Origin of the sequence: Spiroplasma endosymbiont of Polydrusus pterygomalis (assembly GCF_964030635.1) — a bacterium.
Classification (GTDB): domain Bacteria; phylum Bacillota_I; class Bacilli_A; order Mycoplasmatales; family Mycoplasmataceae; genus Spiroplasma.
The window spans coordinates 1,242,823-1,262,227 of record NZ_OZ034909.1; the positions used below are offsets into that span (position 1 = coordinate 1,242,823).

The window sequence follows — 19,405 nt, forward strand, 5'->3', positions numbered from 1 at the left end:
AAATGAATTTAATTATTAGTGCAATGAAAGAAGAATTATCAGCAACCCTTAATGCTTTACAACCAACCGAAATTGTTAAATATTCCCATATTAAGTTATATCAAAAAGGTGATTGGTTATTTGCAATTAGTAAGATTGGGTTAGTAAATGCAGCAATGACTTTAACAACAATAATTAATGATTATGCAATTAAAGCAATTTATAATATTGGTACAGTTGGATCATTAAAAGCAGCAATTAAACCATTGGCAGTTTTAGCGATTACAGAATCTTATTGTACTTTTGCTGATGCGCAGGAATTTGGTTATAGCATGGGCCAAATTCCTGGTGAAGCCGCTAGTTATCATAGTGACCCAAAATTGTTAACAACAATAACAACAAAAGTCTCTAAAATTAAACAAATTGTGTTAGGAAGCAGTGATATTTTTCTTGATAAATTAGAGTATTTTAACCATATTAAAACTAAATTCAAAAATAAAATTGATGTTGTAGATATGGAAGGGAATGCGTTTTTCCAAGTCGCTGCAAAATACCATATTCCAATTGTTAGTATTAAAATTGTTACAGATTATTTACAACCAGATAAAAAAAGTTCAACTAGTCAATTTAACAAAAATTTAGCACAAGCTGATATTTTAATTCGGGATTTAATTTGTAAAGAATTATTTAATAATTAGCTTTAATTTTGTCGAAAACTCTTGATAAAATAAAAAAAATAATCAATATGATAATTTGAAAACGAATTTGGTGGAAGATTATGTATCATGTACGATGAAGCGGCAAAAAACAACTCTTGTTAAATAAAAAGGGTTGTTTTTTTATTTATAAAACCAAGTTATTTATTGATTCAGAGAAAGGGCAGCATCTTAAACTCTTAAAATAGAAACTTTTTATTACAACTTTTTCGTTAACTTAAAGTTGTTTACACATTTATTAAATATCTTATAAATCTTTACAAAGTGTACCTTTTTTTCTCCAATTTTAAGGTGTTGTTCCTTCTCTGTTTTAGTTAATTAATTTGGCTAATAAATGAAAAAACTTAATATTAAAGGAAGGAGTAAGTAATGGAAATTAATAAGCAACAAACAATCTGTGATGTTGATAATTGCTATAAATCAATATCATTCATTACCGAAGAATTTTTATCAAATAAAGTTTTATGAACTTGTGAAAAACATAAAGATTTATTAAATCGTACAAAAGATAAAAAACAAACGCGGTTTTATAAAAAATTAGAAAATTCAAAAATTATCTTTGATGATAAAACTGGTTCTTTTAAACTTTGATTTTATAAAACAACTTAATGCAGTGTTTTAATTTTGTTGAAAACTCTTGATAAAGTAAAAAAAAATCATCAATATGACAATTTGAAAACGAATTTGATGGAAGATTATTATTGTTCTTTAACTTTTTTAGATGTTAAAATATAATACCGTTGCTTGTTGGTTGGGTGTTAAACCTTTGTGTTGGTATTAGACTGCACCCTGTTTATTAATACTTACTAAACAGGGTGCAGTCTAAACAATATTTCTTTTTATTTTTTTAACCGCTTAATTTGATTTAAAAAGGTTGAGGAAATTTCATTTAGTCCATAGTCAGCAATAAAAAAAATTGTCTCAAGATTTTGATTTAATTGTTTATTTGCAAAAGCTAGTTCCATTTCATATTTTAAATCATTATTATTCCGTAACCCCCGAATAATGTATTTAGTGCCTAATTGTTTGGAAAAATCACTAGTTAACATTTGATCATTAATTAAAATTTCCACATTTAAGTTAAGATTTTGGCAAGCAAGAGCAACTTGCTTAGCACGAATATTAATATCTGTTTGTTGTTGCTTTTCTAAGTTATTAGTAATAACAACATATAACTTAGAAAATAAAGCCCCTGCTTTTTTAATAATGTTAAGATGACCTTCATGGATTGGGTCAAAACTACCGGGAAAAATTGCTTTCAATCTTTTTTCACATCCTTTTAAATATCTTTAACTTTGTAGAAAACTCTTGATATTTTAATAAAACCTTTATTTTATTGGGTTTTATTAAAATATCAAGAGTTTTCTACAAAGTTAAAGAAGAATATTATTATTTTAACTTAAAAAGTGTGTTATTATAATAGCAATATGATATTTTTCCGATTATTTGGATATTTTTTTAATAGTAATGTATAATGACTAAGATTACATTTTTTAGAGAAATTAGATTTATTAAGAGAAAAATATATAAATGCATTTAAGAAATAAAATGTAAATAAGTATTAATTAATAAAAAAGGAATAGAAAGTAGACGATTTTAATTATGGCAAAAATTAAATTTTTCGCTCTTGGTGGATTAGACGAGCGAGGTAAAAATTTATATTGTATTGAAGTAGAACAAGATATTTTTATTTTTGATGCAGGAACAAAAAACCCGGAACGAGGAATTTTAGGAATTGATGTAGTAATTCCAAATTTTGATTATTTAAAGGAGAACCGTGCCCGAATTAAGGGAGTTTTTATTACAAAACCTTCGAATGAATGTTCTGAAGCAATTATTTATATTTTAAAAGAATTAGCATTACCAGTTTATGGAAGTGATTTAGCGTGTAATATTTTAAAATTCCATTTGCAACGCTTTAAAGTGCGAGGAAAAGAAGAGTGTTTTAATCTTATTAATGCAAAGGATATCCTTTATTTTGGGTCATGTAAAGTTGAAGTTTTTTCAACAACAACAAATATGCCAAATAGTTTTGGGTTTGCCTTACATACGCCAAATGGGACAATTATTTATACTGGTGATTATATTTTTGATGCAAAAACTGATCCTAACTTTGCAACTGATTTTCAACATTTAAATCAAATTATTGATAAAAATAAAGTGTTATTATTTTTATCAGAGGCTTCATCAGTTTCGCGTCGTGGTTATACAGCTCCAAACCATAAAATTAAAAACTACATTGAACGTGCCGTGAAAGAAACAGAGGGACGGATTATTTTAGCTTGTTTTGATCAAGATTTGCACAAAATTAGTGAGTTATTTGATTTAGTACGGGAAAATAATATTTCCGTTGGAATTTATGGTCAAACATTATTAGAATCATTGAAAGTATTATCGGATAGTAAAAAACTAAACTTTAATGGGATTAATTTAAAAGGATTACAAGAAGCCGTTAAAGAAGAGAAATCATTAATTATTGTAACTGGAAGTGGTGAACGATTATATAGTCGTTTAATTAAAATTGCGTCAGGAAATGATGATATTTTAGATATTAAAGAAAGTGACACAATTATTTTGGCAACACCACCAAATCCAGGCAGTGAATTAAACCATGCTAATGTTTTAGATGAATTAGCACGAACTGTTGCTAAAATCATTGTTTTATCAGACAAAAAAGTTTGAACAATGACAGCAAGTTATGAAGATGTTAAATTAATGAGTTCAATTATTAAACCAAAATATTTTGTTCCAGTAAAAGGGTTATATAAAGACTTTGTGCAAGCAAAAATGTCTGCAATTGAAGCTGGGATTAATCCAGAACATATTTTTATTGTTGATAATGGAGAAGGACTTGAATTTATTGATGGTGAATATAAGAAAACATCTAATAAAGTTAAAACAGCTGATTTATATGTTGATGGAATTGGTGTTGGTGATATTGGTGCCGTGGTTTTAAATGAACGTAAACAATTAGCAACTGATGGTGTTGTTATTATTGGTGTTTCAATTGATAGCAAAACAAAAGAGTTAGTTTCCTCGATTGATACGCAAATGCGAGGAGTAATCTATATTCAAGAAAATAATGATATTTTCCGTAAAATGCAAAAAGTTATCATTGATATTATTGAAAAACATTATAAAAAAGTTACCGTTGGGGAAATGTATGATATTAATGAAGTTAAAAATGAAATTAGATCAACAATTAGTTCATTTGTTAAAACGGAAACTGGGAAAACACCAATTATTTTAGCAATTGTGAATGAAATTTAATTTTATGATATATTTATAGTAGATAAATATTTGAAACTTTTAAATGTATGGTCATATTTAAAGTAATTTCTAAATATTTAGAATTTTAGGAGGGCTTGCACTATGAAAAAAAATCTTATGATGATCAGTTGATAAATGATAAAAATGAGAAAACTGCAATCTTAAAAGTCGAAAAAAAGCAATGTCGTAATGATTCCATCGGGTGAGTAATTGGGGCATTATTAGTGACGTTTTTTACTATTCTTGCAGTAGGGCGCATTACTTTAATTGGACAATTTATTGACGATGTTTTATTTACTTTTGCTTTTGGTTGATTTAAGTATTTGATGTATTTAGTATGCTTAATCTTAGGAATTGCGATTTTTATTGGCGTTCGTATTCGCTTAAAAGTCCGTGTCATTTGTATGGTCATAACTTTTATTATTTTATCGTGTTGATTAGTTAGCGGTGTGTTACTGATTTATCAATATGCTATTGGCCAAATGGCGTATTTTCATCGCGGTGTTTTTTTAAATGTTATGAATAACTATCTTGAACGTTGACAAGATGCTTCCATTTTTACTTCTAATCCAACCCATCCGATTACTTTTGTTGGGTTTAATGGTTCTTGAATTACTTTATACGCTGGTGGCGGAATGATTGGGAACTTTTTAGCCGGAATTGCTAGTTATACAACTATTTTTGGATTGTTAATTTTGTGTTTATCAGTTTTTCTATTATGAGGAAGTTGAGTAATAACAGGAACAGCGATTGGGATGTTTTTACAAAAAAATGAACGACAACAACAAGGGGTTTGTGTGTTATGTTTGTCAGCGAATCGTCGTCAAAAACAAAATATCTACCAAGCTTATAATATTCCCGATGAAAAATTGTTTTCCGCGCGCCAAGTAATGCATACAACAGAATCCTCTGATATTACAATTCAAATGCCATCATACACCGCGTTACATGATCAACATTTAATTGATGATTTAATCGCGGATGATTTCGTTGGGAAGAAAAAAACAAAACAAAATTATGTTCGTTTTGATAATCAAAATCCCCATGGTCCAGGACCAATAGGGCACAAAGAACCTTTTAATGATTATCCACCCCTTTCTCCTCAACCACCGCACCGCGCAAAAATGCAATTAACACCAGATCAATACATTCAACCGCGTAATCGTCGGAGCAATAATAATGCTTATCTTAATAAAGATATTGATGATTTACCATTTTATGGTTCACCGTATGGCAAAAATGTTAATATTGATGCTGCTCGTAATAATTTAAATTCGGCAACTGATATTACACCTTTTGGAAAAATTAACCGTAATGATAATCCAGATTCTTTAAAACAAACATCATTTTATGTTGAACATTTTATCACTGAAGAATATGATTCACCGCCATTAGAACAATATGAGCCAATTGAACCTAATGCTGGAATTTATCATCGCCAGAGTAATCAAGAATATGAATGTGACTTAGAACCATATCAAGAAGAGTATTACCCTAGTTATGAACCACCAATAATGAATCAACAACATTTTGAAATGCCGTATCAACCACCGCACCGTGTTGCGAAGCCAAAATCAATTGAAGTTAATAAGAAATTTAGTCAGCCCGGGCCACGTCGTAGTTCTTTTAATAATCCACATTATAAATTACCTAATTTAGATTTATTAAGTCCGAAGAAAGATAATCGGCGAAATAATGAACAAAATAAACTTGCTGCACAAAAGAAAGCCGTTAAAATTAATCAATTTTTTCAACAATTTAATATTGCCGCTAGTGTGCAAGGAATTAATATTGGTCCAACAATTACCAAGTTTGAAGTACAAATGCAACCAGGGGTAAAAGTTAATAAAATTATGAATTTAGAGAGTGATCTAAAATATGCTTTAGCCACGCAAAATGTGCGGATTGAAGCTTCAATTCAAGGGAAATCAGCCGTTGGAATTGAAATCGCTAATGAAATTAGTAATAAGGTAACTTTACGTGAAATTATGGAACGATTACCATTAGAAAAACAAGACCGTAAATTATTAGTTGGAATTGGTCGAAGTGTCAATGGTGAAATTATTTTTGTTGAATTAGATAAAATGCCCCATTTATTAGTTGCTGGTTCAACTGGAAGTGGAAAGTCAGTTTGCATTAATACCATTTTATCGTCATTAATCTTACGAACAAAACCATCAGAAGTGAAATTATTATTAATTGACTCAAAACAAGTTGAGTTAGCAGTTTATAATAATTTACCGCATTTATTAGTTTCTGTTATTACTGATACCAAGTTAGCAAATTCAGCTTTAAAAAAAATAATTGCGGAAATGGAACTTCGTTATAGTATGCTATCTGAACGCGGTGTTCGAAATATTGAAACATTTAATAAAAAAGTTTCAGCGAAAGATCGGTTACCATATGTTGTGGTAGTGATTAATGAACTAGCTGATTTAATGATGACAGCGGGGAAAAATATTGAAGACTCAATTATGCGAATTACCCAATTAGCGCGTGCGGCTGGAATTCACATGGTGATTGCAACGCAACGACCATCAACGGATGTTATTACTGGGATAATTAAAACAAATATTCCTTCGCGAATTTCCTTTTCGGTTACTTCAGCGAGTGATTCACGGACAATTTTAGACCAAGGGGGCGCTGAAAAACTAATTGGTTATGGTGATATGTTATATGTACTAGCGGGGCAAAATATTCCAACTCGGGCACAAGGGGCATTTATTTCCGATGATGAAATTCAACGGTTAGTTAATTTCTGTCGTGAGCAACAAGAACCTGATTATGATGAATAGTTTTTAAATATTGAAATCAATAGTGATGGTGGTAGCAACAATGAAAGCGATAATATTGACAGTTTGTATCCAGAAGTGAAACGATTTGTTATTTTAAATCAGAAGGCTTCAACATCGTTGATTCAACGAAAATTTTCAATTGGTTATAATCGAGATAGTCGTTTAATTGATGCGTTAGAAGAAAACGGGATTATTGGTCCCCTAAATGGTGCAAAACCACGGGATGTTTATGTTCAAAATATTGATTTAGATGATAATCCGTATAGTGATGGGGGCTATTGATAAAGCCCATATAATTTGAAAAAAACCAATTAATTATTTGTGTATTTATAATTTTTATATATAATTAAAGATAGATTGGAAAGATAAAGTTCAACTTTAATTTTGTCGAAAACTCTTGATATTTTAATAAAACCCTTATTTTATTGGGTTTTTGATAAAATGTATTTCTTGAAAATATCTATATTTTATAAGGTTTTAGACTGCACCCCGTTTAGTAAGTATTAATAAAAAGGTTTACAAACTTTCATTTATTATATCTTTTTCTTTTTGGTTTGAATATAATTTATTTCATTTTTTAACATCATTAATATATTCATTATGAGATTTATAATTTTTATTATGGATTGTTCCTTTTTTAAGTAATGAATGAAAACTTTCAATAATAATGTTGTCTGCACAATGATAATTTTTACCCATTGAAATTATAATTTTGTTATCTAAACATTTACTATTATAATCTTTAGATGTATATTGATATCCGTGATCTGAATGAATTATTGTTTTATTTAGATCTTTTTTTATTTTTTTAATTTTATTAATTGCAGCATTTAAATTATCAATTACAAGTTTGTTATTATTAAATTTTGATCATTTTACATCAATAATTTCTTTAGTATATCCATCAATTATTGTTGATTGATAATGTTTTTTACCATTTCAAATTAAATAAGTTACATCAGTAAATAAAATTGAAAATCTTTCTTTAATATCATTAAAATTACGATTTACTAAATCAGGATATTTAATTATATTTTTATTTCTATTTTGTTTTATTAATATTTTTCTACGCATACGCTTTACATATTCAGCTTGAATATTATTTTCTTTCATAATTCGTAATACTTTCTTAGCATTATAAACAATGCCATAATCTTCTTTTAAATATTTGGTAATTCGACGATAACCAAATTGTTTTAAATTTTCTTCATAGACTTTTACAATATTTTTTAATGATTCACTACCCTTACCACCATTACTTGAATAATTTTTATATTTATCTCAATAACTACGCTTTAAATTTGTTACATCAAGTAATAAATTTAGTGGATATTTATTAATGTTTTCTTTGATAAAAAATACAATTTTTCTTTTATTTAATTGTAAAAGTCATGAAGCTTTTTTAGTAATTCATACCTAACTTTGTAATAGTTTAAATCTCTTTTTCCTCTTTTTTCTTTTGGACCTTTATTGGTGTTTAAAATTCCTTTCTTAAAATTTTAATACCATGAAGCAACAGTTTTTTTATTAATTGCATATTTTTTTGCAATAAAACTTATACTATTATTTTTAACCTCTTGTCCTATCATTTTTCGAAAATCTGCTGTATATTTATTAAATTTTTGTCCTTTTCTTGCCATATAAAAATGCACCTCCTTTAAAAGTTTAGCAAAGACTTTTTTTCTTTACTTACTTTTTTGGGTGCAGTCTATTTTTTTTGACTTTATCAAGAGTTTTCTACAAAATTAAAAAATTTCAATTAATATTTTTTAAATATTAAGTATATAATTAAACTATTATGCAAAAACATTAAGGATGAGAAAAGATGGTAAAAAAAGCAAAGAAAACTACTGTAAAATTAAAAATACTAAATGATATTTCATTAAAATTAACTGATGTTGAATTTCGCTACCGTGAAAATCACCCTAATGCGGTTGACGGAGTTAGTTTTGAAATTAAACATGGGGAGTATGTTACAATCATTGGTCATAATGGCAGTGGAAAATCAACGATTAGTAAAATTATTATTGGGGTTTTACGACCACAAAAAGGGAAGATTGAAGTTTTTGGAAATGAAGTTCATTCATCAACAATTACTGGAATTCGTAAATTTTTAGGAATTGTCTTTCAAAATCCGGATAATCAGTTTATTGGGTCAACAGTTCGCGATGATATTGCTTTTGGTTTGGAAAATCGTCAAATTCCCCAAAAAGATATGCAAGCAATTATTGATAAAGCGGTCGCCAAAGTTGATATGAGTAATTTTCTTGACCATGAACCCTTAATGCTGTCGGGAGGACAAAAACAACGGGTAGCAATTGCTTCGGCATTAGCTTTAGCCCCAAATATTATTATTTTTGATGAAGCAACAAGTATGTTAGATCCAAAGGGACGCAAAGAAATTAAACAAATTATGGTTGATTTAAAAGAATCACGGGAAAAAACAATTATTTCAATTACCCATGATATGGATGAAATTTTAAATGCTGATAAGGTCATTGTGATGAACAAAGGACAAATGGTCAAATGTGGTAAACCACATGAAATTTTATATGATGAAGAGTTTTTAAAATCAATTCATTTAGATGTTCCCTTTGTCTCACGTGTCGTTGATAGTTTACGAATAAATGGATTAGAAGTAAAAAATACACTAGATCTTAGAGAATTGGTGGATGAAATATGTCAAAAGTAAAAAATAAACCTAAAATTGAAGCGTTACAAAATGTTGATATTACCTTCACTGATGTCTCTTATGTTTATGCGCCCAAAACGCCATACGAATATGTCTCGTTGCAAGACATTAATGTGATTATTAAACCAGGTAAAATTACCGCTATCATTGGGTCAACGGGAAGTGGTAAATCAACATTAATTCAACATATTAATGGATTATTAATTCCCACAACAGGCGTTGTTGATGCGAATGGTTTTATTATTACCGCAAAACAAAAACGGATTAAGAATATTAAACAATTACGAAAATCAATTGGACTAGTGTTTCAGTTTCCGGAATATCAATTATTTGAAGAAACAATTGAAAAAGATATTATGTTTGGTCCAGTTCATTTGGGTGAAAGTAAAGAAGTGGCTCTAGAAAACGCCAAAAAATATATAACAATGGTTGGCTTATCATTAAGTTATTTAGAACGCTCACCGTTTGACTTATCGGGAGGACAAAAACGCCGCGTTGCTATTGCTGGGATTTTAGCAATGGAGGGTAATACTTTAATTTTAGATGAACCAACAGCAGGGTTAGATCCCGAGGGGGAAGAAGACTTTATTAAGTTGTTTTCCCAAATTAATAAAGAACAAAATAAACGAATTATTTTAGTAACGCATAATATGGATCATGTCTTAGAAATTGCTGATGAGGTTATTGCCTTAAAAGAAGGCCGTGTTTTAAAAGTCGGAACGCCTTTTAAAATTTTCAAAGATAAAGATTTATTACAAACCCTTTTAATTGAACCACCGAAGATTTATAATTTAATTTATCAATTACAAAAAAAAGGGCTTGATTTAACGGATGTTAATATTCGAAATATTGATCAATTAGCAAAAGAAATTATTCACCATAAAAAACAAAAAAGAAAGGAATAAAAAGATGTGCATATCATTTGGACGTTATATTGCTTATAATTCCCCAATTCATAAAATGGATCCACGGGTAAAATTATTTATGTTGTTATCATTAATGGTATCAATCTTTTTTTCAAATGGTTTTACTGGCTATGCTATTTTAGGGGTAACGATTTTTACTTTGTTCTTTTTAGCGAAATTACCACCAAGATTATTACGAGCATTGTTAAAACCAATTTTATTTATGTTTATTATTTTATTATTAATTAATTGTTTTTTAGTCACGGATGGTTATATTGGTTGACATTGAGGGGGCAAAGCAACGGCAACTGGCCCAGTTGCCGCAGGGGGAAAAAGTTGATTTGCTTTTTCCGAAAAAGCCTTTTTTAATGCCCTTTATATGGCGTGTCGTATTTATTTAATGATTTTAATTACGACAATTTTAACTGCCACAACTCGCCCATTGGATTTAACATTAGCCTTAGAAGATTTATTAAGTCCGTTAAAATTAGTACGGTTCCCAGTTCATATTTTATCAACAATTATTTCAATTGCTTTACGTATGATCCCAACATTAATTGAAGAAGCAGGACGAATTATGAAGGCCCAAGCTTCACGAGGAGTTGATTTTAAGAATGGACACTTTAAAGACAAAATTAAATCAACAACAGCTTTGATTATTCCATTATTAGTATCATCCTTTCAAAAAGCAGAAGATTTAGCTTATGCAATGGATGCTCGCGGATATGACCCCCATGCGAAACGAACACGTTATCGTCATTATCGCATTCATTTTCCGGATATCTTATTATTTATTTTTGGGGTTGGGGTTGCCAGTGTTATTATTGCGCAATCAGTAACAATTGGTCAATATGAAACCTTTTATGAAGTTTTACATTGAGGACCAAGTGGCTTAACATTTGGCAAAATTTCAACAGGATTTTTACGTATTCGGATTCCTCATATTGATGAATTTGTTTTAAGGTGATAATGTTATATTTATTATTAAGTATTGAATATGATGGTTATGATTATAGCGGTTGAGTTAAACAAAAAAATGCTCGAACAATTCAATTTAAATTAGAGAAAGCATTTTTTGGAATTTGTCAGCAAAAAATTTGAACCTTAGGAGCTAGTAAAACCGACGCAGGGGTTCATGCTTGTGATCAAAAGGTATTAGTGAAGTTACCGTTTCAACCACGTCACTTAGGTTTTTTTATTAAGATAGTTAGTAAAAGTTTACCGCCAAATATTAATATTAAAAAATACCAAGTTGTTCCCGAAAATTTTAGTGTTCGGACAGCCAAAGTCAAAGAATATGTTTATACGATTAATGATCGAACATATGATATTTTTAATCATCGTTATGAATTAAAAGTGGATCGTTTGCTAGATGTGAAAAAATTGCATAAAATTAGTCAAGTTTTTGTTGGGACTCATAATTTTGCTTTTTTTTCCAGTGTTAAAGCGGACGAAAATATTGCAACGCAACGAACAATTAAAAAAATTTGAGTTAAACGAAATAGAGCCAAAAAAATAGAAATTCATTTTGTGGGACCAAGTTTTATTCGTTATCAAATTAGGATGTTAACACAAAATATTTTGGCATGTTATTGAGGACAAGTTAGTTTAATGGAATTAAAAATGGTTTTAAAACATCCACCAGCGGGGGGAACAACAAGATACTGTGCAAAACCATATGGTTTATGTTTAAAAAAAATTAAATATGTAAATTGTAAACCAAATGCAACACTTTATTTCTCATAAAGTGTTTTTTTATTTTTTGTTAAAAAACATAAATTTATTTGCATTATTCATCGGATAGTATCTTTAAATTTAGAACTTTTATCATAAAAACTGTAGAAACCACATACATTTTGTCTTTAATTTTGTCGAAAAATCTTGATATTTATAAAATATACCTAATTTTAGGTATATTTTATAAATATCAAGATTTTTCGACAAAATTAAAATTAAATTATCAAGTTCTTTTTTTTAATTCGTTGTACAATGATATTGTGAGTATTAATTAATTACTGTATAAAAAGGAGACAAATAGAATGAAAAAATCGATTGATACAATTAAAATGTTGGGAGTTGAAGCAATTAATAAAGCAAATTCAGGTCATCCAGGAATTGTTCTTGGGGCGGCACCAATGGCCTATACTTTATTTACAAGACATTTAGTTGTTAATCCACAAGTAGATAAATGAACAAATCGTGATTTATTTGTTTTGGCAGCTGGGCATGGGAGTGCTTTATTATATAGTTTATTGCATTTATCAGGTTTTGATCTTAATATTGATGATTTACGCAATTTTCGCCAAGTTGTATCAATTACTCCTGGCCATCCTGAATCACATTTAACTCCCGGAGTTGATGTTACAACTGGTCCGCTTGGACAAGGAATTGCAACGGCAGTAGGATTAGCCTTGGCAGAAACTCAATTAGCAGCAAAATACAATACAAAAAAATATCCGCTTTATAATCATTATACTTATGTTATATGTGGTGATGGTGATTTACAAGAAGGTGTTACGCAAGAAGCAATTTCTTTAGCGGGACATTGAAAATTAAATAAATTAATTGTTTTATTTGATTCAAATGATGTGCAATTAGATAATATGGTTAATGTTGCGCAAAGTGAAAATATTGGAAATCGTTTTAAAGCAGCGAATTGAAATTATCTTTTTGTTAAAGATGGTAATGATGTTGAAGAAATTGACCAAGCAATTATTAAATCTAAAAAAAGTGATAAACCAACTTTAATTGAAGTAAAAACTGTTATTGGTTATGGTGCAACTAAACAAGGAACATCGGCAGTTCATGGTGTACCATTAGGAGCTGATATTGAGACAATTCGCAAAATGTTAAAATGAAACTACAAACCATTTGAAGTTCCTAGTGAAGTATATGATGATTTTGATGTTAATGTTAAACAACGGGGAATTAATAAGCATGATGAATGATTAAAAATGTATCAGGGATTTTGCAAAGAAAATCCAGCCTTAGGGAAAGAACTTGATGATGCAGTTTATGGTAATTTTAATTTTAATCCGCAAGATTTGCGTGATTTAAAACCAATTAAAGCCCAAGCAACACGGATTAGTAGTGGAGCAATTCTTGATCGTCTTTCAAATATGATTTCAAGTTTAATTGGAGGTAGTGCTGATTTAAGTGGCAGTACTAAATCAAAAGGGGCTGATGGCGTTTATAGTGTTGAAAATCGTAAAGGGCGTAATTTAGCATATGGGGTCCGTGAATTTGCAATGGCCGCCATTAATAATGGAATTTGTCTTCATCGCGGATTAACACCTTTTGCAAGTGGATTCTTTGTTTTTGCGGATTATATGAAACCAGCAATTCGGTTAAGTTCATTAATGGAAATCCCCGTTATTTATGTGTTATCCCATGATTCAATTGCTGTTGGTGAAGATGGACCAACTCATCAACCAATTGAACAATTGGCAATGTTGCGTAGTCAACCAAATTTAAATGTTTTTCGTCCCGCTGATTTTAATGAAACATTAGGGGCTTATCATACAGCTTTACAAGCAAAGCATACGCCAAGTGTTATTTTAATTACTCGGCAAGATTTACCAGAATTAGAACATTCAAATGTTGAAATGGTTAAAAAAGGAGCTTATCAAGTCTATGGTGAAGATAATAACAATGATGTTGTATTATTAGGAACAGGTAGTGAAGTAAGCATGGCTATTGCTGTGGCGCAAAAATTGGAGCATGATAAAAAAATTAAAGTAAAGGTCGTATCAATGCCATGTTGAGAATTATTAGAACAACAAGATGCTGAGTATAAAACAAAATTATTAGAACCAAACGCTCTAATTGCTTCAATTGAATTAGGAACAACTTTTGGATGAGAACGTTATACTTCAAATAAGGGGTTAAATTTTGGAATTAATACATTTGGCAAATCAGGCCCATTCCAAGATGTTTTAGAATATTTTGGCTTTAATGTTGAAAATATTGTTAATGCTATTAATAAAAAAATGCAATTATCGTAACAATGCACAGTTTCAGATAACTGAGAATTTTAATTCAAAAATGCCACCACTTCAATATGAAATGAAAGCATTTTTGAATTTAAAATTTTTCTTTTTTCATTATAATGAATGGATTGGCAACCATTTTTAGGACACTTTTTATATGGACTGTTGTTTTCTAAATTCAACAGGTGTTAAATAATTTAAACGACCATGAATTCGAATATTGTTATATCAATGCACAAAGTCAAATAATTTGTATTTTAATTGGGTTAAATTTATAAATTTTTGCCCCTTGATAAATTCCGTTTTAAAACTTTTGTAAGTTGTTTCAGCCACAGCATTATCGTATGGACAGCCTTTATTGCTTAATGATCGTTTGATGTTAAAAGTATTTAAGATATTATCAATGATTTTATTTTTAAATTCATTACCCCGGTCAGTATGAAATAACGTAATTTGATTTAATGGTCTTGTAATTGAATAAAAGGCTTTAGACTGCACCCAAAAAAGTAAGTAAAGAAAAAAAGTCTTTGCTAAACTTTTAAAGGAGGTGCATTTTTATATGGCAAGAAAAGGACAAAAATTTAATAAATATACAGCAGATTTTCGAAAAAGGATAGGACAAGAGGTTAAAAATAATAGTATAAGTTTTATTGCAAAAAAATATGCAATTAATAAAAAAACTGTTGCTTCATGGTATGAAAATTTTAAGAAAGGGATTTTAAACACCAATAAAGGTCCAAAAGAATCATTTAAAAAAAGAGATTTAAACTATTACAAAGTTAGGTATGAATTACTAAAAAAGCTTCATGACTTTTACAATTAAATAAAAGAAAAATTGTATTTTTTATCAAAGAAAACATTAATAAATATCCACTAAATTTATTACTTGATGTAACAAATTTAAAGCGTAGTTATTGAGATAAATATAAAAATTATTCAAGTAATGGTGGTAAGGGTAGTGAATCATTAAAAAATATTGTAAAAGTCTATGAAGAAAATTTAAAACAATTTGGTTATCGTCGAATTACCAAATATTTAAAAGAAGATTATGGCATTGTTTATAACGCTAAGAAAGTATTACGAATTATGAAAGAAAATAATATTCAAGCTGAATATGTAAAGCGTATGCGTAGAAAAATATTAATAAAACAAAATAGAAATAAAAATATAATTAAATATCCTGATTTAGTAAATCGTAATTTTAATGATATTAAAGAAAGATTTTCAATTTTATTTACTGATGTAACTTATTTAATTTGAAATGGTAAAAAACATTATCAATCAACAATAATTGATGGATATACTAAAGAAATTATTGATGTAAAATGATCAAAATTTAATAATAACAAACTTGTAATTGATAATTTAAATGCTGCAATTAATAAAATTAAAAAAATAAAAAAAGATCTAAATAAAACAATAATTCATTCAGATCACGGATATCAATATACATCTAAAGATTATAATAGTAAATGTTTAGATAACAAAATTATAATTTCAATGGGTAAAAATTATCATTGTGCAGACAACATTATTATTGAAAGTTTTCATTCATTACTTAAAAAAGGAACAATCCATAATAAAAATTATAAATCTCATAATGAATATATTAATGATGTTAAAAAATGAAATAAATTATATTCAAACCAAAAAGAAAAAGATATAATAAATGAAAGTTTGTAAACCTTTTTATTAATACTTACTAAACGGGGTGCAGTCTACTTCTTGTCCTAGTTGGGCTGTTTTGTTTGTCCCGGCACTATAGCCAATTATTTCACGATTAAACAAGTCAATTAATAAACAAATATAATGTCATTTAGCACCAACTTTAACATATGTTAAATCACTAACAACAACTTCATTTGGTTGTTTATTATTAAATTCACGGTTTAAAACGTTGCTAATTTCGTCGTTATTAACCATTGACTTATGATTACGATATTTTAATTTGGTGTATTTAGATACTAACTGATTTTTAATCATAATTTGGCGAATTTTTCTTCGCGATAAGATAATATCTTTTCTGGTTAAAATAGCTTTAATTTTACGAGCTCCATAAATTTTGCGACTAGCATTAAATGCACTGATAACTTCTTGTTCATAATTATTAACATCAACCGTAGCGTATTTATTAATTTGATAGCAATATGTTGATTTTGCTATCTTTAATATTTGACCCATTTTTCGCACGGAATATTTTTCTTTATTATTGTTAATAATTTCTGTTTTTTGCCGATTATCAGTGCCGCTTGCTTTAAAATGTCGTTTTCTATTCGTAATTGGATTAATTCTTTCCGCAAGGCAATCAAGTTCATTTTCTTCAACAGTGCGGTTATCTTTTGCTTTAAAAGATCCATAATTATTTAATTTTTCAATTCACTGATATACGGCTGATTTTGACATCCCATATTCCTTAAAAATTTCAAGAATGGTTTTACCATTTTGATAAAGTAAAACAATTTGTTTTTTAAATTCATCGGTGTATGAATTTCTTCCCATTTTTATATTCCTACTTTCTTCATAATTATATTTTATTTGAAAGTCCACATAAATATGGTCCAACTTATTGTAACCTATCCAGAATTATATAATTATCTACAATATTTTAGAAGTAAAAAATATTGTAGATAATTATATAATTCATTATAATGAAAAAAGAAAAATTTTAAATTTAAAAATGCCACCACTTCAATATGAAATGAAAGCATTTTTGAATTAAAATTCTCAGTTATCTGAAACTGTGCACCATTTTAAATTCCTGCTTTTTTTAAAATTTCAACCTTTTCGCGATAGTTTGGCATATATTTTTCAACATGATATCAAAATGGTTTCGAATGATTATGATGAACTAAATGGGATAACTCATGAATAATAACATATTCTAATACCGTTGGATTAAAATGAATTAATTTGGTATTTAAAAAAATTTTTTCAGTTTGGGGATAACAAACACCTCATTTGCGAATCATTGTTTTAATTGTTAAATTTTTATAAGACAAATTCATCGTTTTTGCTCATTTATTTAATAATTGTTCAAATTTATAACTAAATTTTTGTTTTAAAAAACTATGTAACTTTTTAACATTTTCATCATAACTACCAGCGTCTTTTAATAAGAATACTTGGCGATTAATAATTTTTGTATGGACATTTTCTTGGGTCAATTGCAATGAATATTTTTCATTAAAAACATAAACATAACCCGTGCCATTAGGGTTAATAACAATTTTCCGATAATTATCGTGAACATCAATTACGGTAATAATTTTTTTAATATTTTTATAAATTAAAGCTTCAATTTCCCAATCATGCGCATAGCTAGGGGCTGATACTTTAATTTTGCCATTATTAACATTCAACACAATATTCTTTTGTTCTTTAATAATTAAATCATATTTAATTAAATTGCCCTGATACGGTAGCACTTTTTGCAATGCCATGCTGTCCCTCCCCCTATCATAATTTGCTTTAATTATTAGACTTCTTGCGATACCTGATTATTTATGCTTAAAAAGCAATTAAAATTTTTAAAAATGCTTATTTTAAAGTTTAATTTAATTTTTTTATTTTTGTTAGTATCGCAAGAAGTCTAATGATTATCATCTATTTTGTCATCATTGTCATTATAATCATCAAGATTATCATCTAAATTTGATGATTGAAAAGAATGCTTCGTTGCTGGTTTTTTAGTAATATCTTCGCGATATTTTTTCCCGGCAGTTCAAATTTTATCAATATCACCTAAAAAAACTTTCCCATTATACGAACTATAAACACACGCATTCGGATTAATTCGTTGTTTTCCACTTGGGGTTGTGGCATTGAGCCAATTCGTTCAGCTAATTTTGTTGTATCTAATGGCATATGTTGATTTGATTTTGGAATAATAATTGAACTATGCGAAGATGAACTTCCTCTTGATGATCCTGTACCTTCACTAAAAATTGGTGCTGAATAATCGTGGTGTTTAATAATATCGCTTTTTTGTACAAAATTACCTTCTTTTTCAAGCAATAAACCTGCTGGTGATTCATCAACAATTCCTTCGCCATCTTTAATTGTATGTAAATATTGGCCCTCTTTGCCAACTCGCATTGCTCCATTTGAATTATGCATATTACTATTATTTTCTTCCTCTGAAAGAAGATGGGCCTCGCCTTCTTCATGTAAAATAGCATTACGAGCCATCTTCGCTTTTAAATCATTCGTTGATGAAACTGTTTTATTAACTGTTGGTGTTCGTTCTTCAACGGCAGAAAGCTCAGCAGAACTTACCATCTCTTTTTGTGGTGTTACGCCACGTGCTCCAATTTTATCAGTTTTTAAATTAATTGCTGACAAACAATTTTGTTGATCTTGGGTTAATACTTTCATTTTTTGAATTTTTCCATAATAAACTATTGCTAAAACACCACCAAGGAAAGTTAAAACTGGTCCAATAAATAATAAAATAATTCCCGTATTAAAGTTATGATCTAATTTAAAAATATTTAAACCTTTGTTTAAATTATCTGGTTGTCCAGCAAGAAAAACAACCATTGATAATAAAATAACACTCGCTATACCAATAATAAAAGCTAAACTAGCTCCAAATCCTTTATAAGCATTATTTTTTCTTAAATAATTTGGAATTAAATACATTGACACTAAAAAAGCAGAAATTGCTATTAAAATACCACTGAATAATTCTGGTTTTGCCATCATATTATTATCATATACTCTTCTATTTGAAAACTGTAAAACTAAACTACCAATATCTTCTAATAACATGTATGCAGCATCATAAAGAAACATTTGACTACTAATTTTATTTTTTAAAATAATTAATAATCCAAATAGTAACGTACTAAAAATTCCTCCAATTGTTAAAAAAGTTAATGAAACTCTTCGTAATTTCTTCATTTTTTTCACCTATCTTTTAACCATAACAAACCATACATATATTATTAAATATATATCGTAATTATACCTTATTTCTATCAAAACCAATAATAAAATATGCTTTAATTTTGTAGAAGATTGCGTTGCCAAAGTTGGGGAAAATAAAAAAGAAATTTTT

The 19,405-nt window shown here is 28.5% G+C and carries 18 protein-coding genes and 2 pseudogenes; 12 read left to right on the forward strand and 8 right to left on the reverse strand.

The annotated features are described in order from the left end of the window. Positions 1-2 precede the first annotated feature (2 nt). Both mtnN and ACQH23_RS08030 read left to right on the forward strand, forming a co-directional pair. A complete protein-coding gene (gene mtnN / locus ACQH23_RS08025; protein ID WP_425377923.1) occupies positions 3-677 on the forward strand; it encodes a 5'-methylthioadenosine/S-adenosylhomocysteine nucleosidase in 675 nt (224 codons plus the stop codon). A gap of 387 nt (positions 678-1,064) precedes the next feature. Further along, positions 1,065-1,304 carry a hypothetical protein gene (locus ACQH23_RS08030; RefSeq protein WP_425377924.1) on the forward strand — a complete coding sequence of 80 codons (240 nt, stop codon included), beginning with the start codon at positions 1,065-1,067 and terminating at the stop codon, positions 1,302-1,304. A gap of 230 nt (positions 1,305-1,534) precedes the next feature. Here ACQH23_RS08030 and coaD read toward each other — a convergent pair whose 3' ends face one another. Continuing rightward, positions 1,535-1,957, reverse strand: coding sequence for a pantetheine-phosphate adenylyltransferase (coaD, locus tag ACQH23_RS08035; protein WP_425377925.1), 423 nt, complete (start codon positions 1,955-1,957; stop codon positions 1,535-1,537). 340 nt (positions 1,958-2,297) lie between these two features. Between coaD and ACQH23_RS08040 the strand changes: the two genes are divergently transcribed. The 3 genes from ACQH23_RS08040 (at position 2,298) to ACQH23_RS08050 (ending at position 7,045) form a co-directional block, all read left to right on the forward strand. Continuing rightward, positions 2,298-3,965 carry a ribonuclease J gene (locus ACQH23_RS08040; RefSeq protein ID WP_425377926.1) on the forward strand — a complete coding sequence of 556 codons (1,668 nt, stop codon included), beginning with the start codon at positions 2,298-2,300 and terminating at the stop codon, positions 3,963-3,965. A gap of 95 nt (positions 3,966-4,060) precedes the next feature. After that, complete coding sequence (locus ACQH23_RS08045; RefSeq protein WP_425377927.1) at positions 4,061-6,760, forward strand: DNA translocase FtsK; 2,700 nt, start codon at positions 4,061-4,063, stop codon at positions 6,758-6,760. A 75-nt stretch (positions 6,761-6,835) separates the two neighbouring features. Continuing rightward, positions 6,836-7,045 carry a DNA translocase FtsK gene (locus ACQH23_RS08050; RefSeq protein ID WP_425377928.1) on the forward strand — a complete coding sequence of 70 codons (210 nt, stop codon included), beginning with the start codon at positions 6,836-6,838 and terminating at the stop codon, positions 7,043-7,045. Positions 7,046-7,276: 231 nt separating this feature from the next. Here ACQH23_RS08050 and ACQH23_RS08055 read toward each other — a convergent pair whose 3' ends face one another. The 3 genes and pseudogenes from ACQH23_RS08055 to ACQH23_RS08065 form a co-directional block, all read right to left on the reverse strand. Beyond that, complete coding sequence (locus tag ACQH23_RS08055; protein ID WP_425377929.1) at positions 7,277-7,873, reverse strand: DDE-type integrase/transposase/recombinase; 597 nt, start codon at positions 7,871-7,873, stop codon at positions 7,277-7,279. 21 nt (positions 7,874-7,894) lie between these two features. Next, positions 7,895-8,170, reverse strand: a pseudogene (locus tag ACQH23_RS08060) (hypothetical protein); the annotation flags it as partial. A gap of 89 nt (positions 8,171-8,259) precedes the next feature. Next, on the reverse strand, positions 8,260-8,400 hold the full coding sequence (locus ACQH23_RS08065; RefSeq protein ID WP_425377833.1) for a transposase family protein: 141 nt from the start codon (positions 8,398-8,400) through the stop codon (positions 8,260-8,262). 185 nt (positions 8,401-8,585) lie between these two features. Between ACQH23_RS08065 and ACQH23_RS08070 the strand changes: the two genes are divergently transcribed. From ACQH23_RS08070 to tkt, 5 genes are all read left to right on the forward strand, one after another. Further along, entirely contained in the window at positions 8,586-9,452 is an 867-nt protein-coding gene (locus tag ACQH23_RS08070; RefSeq protein ID WP_425377930.1) for an energy-coupling factor transporter ATPase, read from the forward strand. Beyond that, positions 9,440-10,357, forward strand: a complete 918-nt coding sequence (locus ACQH23_RS08075) for an energy-coupling factor transporter ATPase (RefSeq protein WP_425377931.1) — start codon at positions 9,440-9,442, stop codon at positions 10,355-10,357. The genes ACQH23_RS08070 and ACQH23_RS08075 overlap by 13 nt, the downstream gene beginning before the upstream one ends. A gap of 4 nt (positions 10,358-10,361) precedes the next feature. Further along, the gene (locus ACQH23_RS08080; RefSeq protein ID WP_425377932.1) at positions 10,362-11,327 is read left to right on the forward strand and encodes an energy-coupling factor transporter transmembrane component T family protein; all 966 of its coding nucleotides are present in this window, start codon (positions 10,362-10,364) and stop codon (positions 11,325-11,327) included. Beyond that, entirely contained in the window at positions 11,327-12,103 is a 777-nt protein-coding gene (locus ACQH23_RS08085; RefSeq protein WP_425377933.1) for a tRNA pseudouridine synthase A, read from the forward strand. The genes ACQH23_RS08080 and ACQH23_RS08085 overlap by 1 nt, the downstream gene beginning before the upstream one ends. Before the next feature lie 293 nt (positions 12,104-12,396). Next, positions 12,397-14,361 (forward strand): transketolase, encoded by a 1,965-nt coding sequence (gene tkt / locus ACQH23_RS08090; RefSeq protein WP_425377934.1) that lies wholly within the window; start codon positions 12,397-12,399, stop codon positions 14,359-14,361. A gap of 138 nt (positions 14,362-14,499) precedes the next feature. Here tkt and ACQH23_RS08095 read toward each other — a convergent pair. Next, a pseudogene (locus ACQH23_RS08095) lies at positions 14,500-14,838 on the reverse strand (IS3 family transposase); the annotation flags it as partial. Positions 14,839-14,905: 67 nt separating this feature from the next. Here ACQH23_RS08095 and ACQH23_RS08100 point away from each other — a divergent pair. Together ACQH23_RS08100 and ACQH23_RS08105 are read left to right on the forward strand one after the other, a co-directional pair. Next, positions 14,906-15,169, forward strand: a complete 264-nt coding sequence (locus tag ACQH23_RS08100; protein ID WP_425377850.1) for a hypothetical protein — start codon at positions 14,906-14,908, stop codon at positions 15,167-15,169. 263 nt (positions 15,170-15,432) lie between these two features. After that, the gene (locus ACQH23_RS08105) at positions 15,433-16,029 is read left to right on the forward strand and encodes a DDE-type integrase/transposase/recombinase (RefSeq protein WP_425377929.1); all 597 of its coding nucleotides are present in this window, start codon (positions 15,433-15,435) and stop codon (positions 16,027-16,029) included. A gap of 9 nt (positions 16,030-16,038) precedes the next feature. Here the strand turns inward: ACQH23_RS08105 and ACQH23_RS08110 are convergent, their stop codons facing one another. The 3 genes from ACQH23_RS08110 to ACQH23_RS08120 all read right to left on the reverse strand — a co-directional run bounded on the left by ACQH23_RS08110 (position 16,039) and on the right by ACQH23_RS08120 (position 19,248). Then, positions 16,039-16,845, reverse strand: a complete 807-nt coding sequence (locus ACQH23_RS08110; RefSeq protein WP_425377935.1) for an IS3 family transposase — start codon at positions 16,843-16,845, stop codon at positions 16,039-16,041. Between the two features lie 251 nt (positions 16,846-17,096). Next, positions 17,097-17,786, reverse strand: coding sequence for a M48 family metallopeptidase (locus tag ACQH23_RS08115; protein WP_425377936.1), 690 nt, complete (start codon positions 17,784-17,786; stop codon positions 17,097-17,099). Between the two features lie 301 nt (positions 17,787-18,087). After that, complete coding sequence (locus ACQH23_RS08120; RefSeq protein ID WP_425377937.1) at positions 18,088-19,248, reverse strand: MFS transporter; 1,161 nt, start codon at positions 19,246-19,248, stop codon at positions 18,088-18,090. Between the last annotated feature and the right edge of the window lie 157 nt (positions 19,249-19,405).